Origin of the sequence: Bacillus mycoides (genome assembly GCF_001757995.1) — a bacterium.
Lineage (GTDB): Bacteria > Bacillota > Bacilli > Bacillales > Bacillaceae_G > Bacillus_A > Bacillus_A mycoides_B.
The window spans coordinates 1-2,689 of record NZ_LXLV01000048.1 but is presented as its reverse complement, the minus strand read 5'-3'; the positions used below and the strand labels follow the sequence as shown (position 1 = coordinate 2,689).

3 protein-coding genes are annotated in these 2,689 nt (G+C 32.1%); all 3 read left to right on the top strand.

The genetic code is table 11. The features are described from left to right. Positions 1 to 137: 137 nt before the first annotated feature. The 3 genes from BWGOE10_RS16325 to BWGOE10_RS16315 all read left to right on the top strand — a co-directional run bounded on the left by BWGOE10_RS16325 (position 138) and on the right by BWGOE10_RS16315 (position 2,364). Complete coding sequence (locus tag BWGOE10_RS16325) at positions 138 to 380, top strand: hypothetical protein (protein ID WP_070144053.1); 243 nt, start codon at positions 138 to 140, stop codon at positions 378 to 380. A 468-nt stretch (positions 381 to 848) separates the two neighbouring features. Further along, entirely contained in the window at positions 849 to 1,313 is a 465-nt protein-coding gene (locus BWGOE10_RS16320; RefSeq protein ID WP_070144052.1) for a hypothetical protein, read from the top strand. Positions 1,314 to 1,803: 490 nt separating this feature from the next. Beyond that, positions 1,804 to 2,364, top strand: coding sequence for a GNAT family N-acetyltransferase (locus BWGOE10_RS16315; RefSeq protein ID WP_081338157.1), 561 nt, complete (start codon positions 1,804 to 1,806; stop codon positions 2,362 to 2,364). Positions 2,365 to 2,689 lie beyond the last annotated feature (325 nt).

Here is a 2,689-nt window from a genome sequence, read left to right as displayed (position 1 = left end):
AAATAAAAACCCTCCATTTGCTTAACAGCAAACAAAGGGCTTAGTTAATGAGTGACTGAAGTAGAAGGAAATCTAGTCCATTTCCTTCTTTATTTATTGTAACATAAAAGGAAAAGCACAAACAAAGGAGAATTCCCATGAAAGAAATTGATAAATATATGACACCATCTGAAGCAGCTTTTTATTGGGGGATTCCACGTGAGACAATTAAGAATAAATACAGCCCCTCTCTAATGAACGAGAAGCAAATAAATGATTTAGAGCGCATGTTACACGAAGGTTTAGTGAAGTACTTTTTGCATCCTGAAGGGAAGCGTAAGGAATGGATTATAAGCCGACAGGCAATGTATGAATGGTTTGGAGAACCAAAAGGCAAGTAGGAAAGGGGGGATAATAATGCAAGAGGAAACATTTTCTCTCTGGGGAGGATTTAAGAGTGCATTTCGTTTGATTATTTGGTTTTGGATCGTTATGTTTTTGCTATTTGGTGAAAGCTTGCTACAATAGAACCAAGTCGAATGTGAAATATCCTTAGGCAGCTCTCGTAGATTCAGGGTCTACGGGGGCTATAAATTACAACTTATAATAATTTCACGTACCGTAATTATTAATAAAAAACAAACCCAAAACCATAAGATACTTCACATCAGAAAATAAAACAGAAATTGAATTTGAATAAGCATTCCTGCGGGAGTGCTTTTTTATTTTATTTGCAGGAAATTATCACCATTTGTCGAATTATATAAGCTGAAAGGTGATAAAAATGAGTCATAGAAATCTTTTTATGCTGGCAATGAATACGTAAAAATAAAAACATTCACTTATAACGGTTAATAGGAGGAATGATCATGAAAAAATTAGCTACAATTGCATTAACAGGAGCATTAGCTTTAGGCGGTTTAACGGTTATGAATTTAGATACACCAAAGGCGCATGCTGATGATTGGGATGGCTGTCATTATATCTGTGGTCCTGGCGAAACAGTGAACGGTGTTACAGTTAAAATACATTCTACACAAGTTACTTTTGGTAACAGCACAATTGCAAGAATTACAAATGACCGAGCTGAAGACATTCATTACAATGTCAGCATCGAAAAGAAATATGAAGATAATTGGGGTTATTATGATTCTTCCTTCAATTGGAAAAATCAATGGGTTCCAGCTGGAGGATATGATGAAATTTCTACTTTCACAGGACCTGGCGACTACATTGGGGACACAGGCACATACCGTTATAAAGTTGAAATTGTAAGTGCTGACGGTTCTATTGATACAATTTACACAGCTGGAATGACGGTAACAGGGCAATAGCTCATGACTGAGCTTCATTATTTATGATTGTATTTTCGATAATATCATTGATAATTGCGGTGATATTATTATTAAAATAAGCTCTTCGGAGCTTATTTTTTTTATATATAGATTGAATATTAATATTCTATTAGTTACAAAGTATACTATGAGGGGTCACTGTTGGTTTGAAATAAAATCACGATGTTTTGAAAAAAGATGCGATGTTTATAATAAAGTCGCGACGTTTTGAAAAAAGTGTACAGCAATAATAAAGTTATTTAATTTACAATAAAGTCGTTTAAAACATAATAAAGTTGTTTAAAAAACGCCAGTCATGTTATTCAACAATCGGGCCATATAACGGAATAAAGTGTTTAAAAAATTTAAAATATTTGAAATAATCGTTATTAAGTCAAAGGACAGCGATTGCAGAAAAATGTGATACGATTTTCTCTTAATTAAGAATTGTCGGACGGTAAAAAATCCTAGTAATTATATTCCGAAAGGTGTGTTTAATATACTATCAACTAACGTTTTCACTTATAAATCTAAGGACGGAAAAACAGTAACAATTAGAGAAGCTAAAGAACAGGATGCAGAAAGAATGTTAAATTCTGCTTCAAGAGCTTTAATAAACGCTCCATACATGCTAAGTACGGTTGAGGATGTAAAGCAGATGAATGTTGATGCTATTCAAAAAACGTTAAAAGCTTATTATGAAAATCCAAATTATGTACAGTTTATTGCTGAAGTTGATGGTAAGTTAGTCGGTGCAATAGATTTTAAGAACGGAAACAAAGAAAAAATTAGTCATCAAGGGGTTTTTGCGATGACCATACTACCTGAATATCGAAACTATGGTATTGGAAGAGCTCTTCTAGAAACGTTAATCAATTGGGCTAGAAATAACAGTAAGATTGAAAAAGTTTGTCTTGAGGTAATGGAAGATAATTTAAGTGCAATCAAGTTATATAAGAATCTAGGCTTTTTTGAAGAGGGTATAAAAGCAAAGGGTGTAAAATTGGATGGCGGCTATCAAGATTTAATATTAATGGCTTTATTCGTTTGAAATTGAACATTATTCAAGAATAGGGTGCTATTTTTTGAATAAAACTTAGATTTTTAAACGACTTTATTGTTATATTTTTAAGTACAGTGAAGTATCTTATGTCGAAAATTATACAACTATATTTTAACCCCGGCCTAAATTTAGAACGGGGTTATGCTTGTTTTAAGTTTTAAAGTTAAATAACTTTATTGTCTTTTTACAAAAAGTTGTTGTTAAAGATGGTGTGAATTGGAATTTCACTCCATCTTTTCTTTTTAATTTTGTATAATGAAAATAACGATATTTATATATTTTTATATTAAACAATTAAGCAGGAGGAATAAAT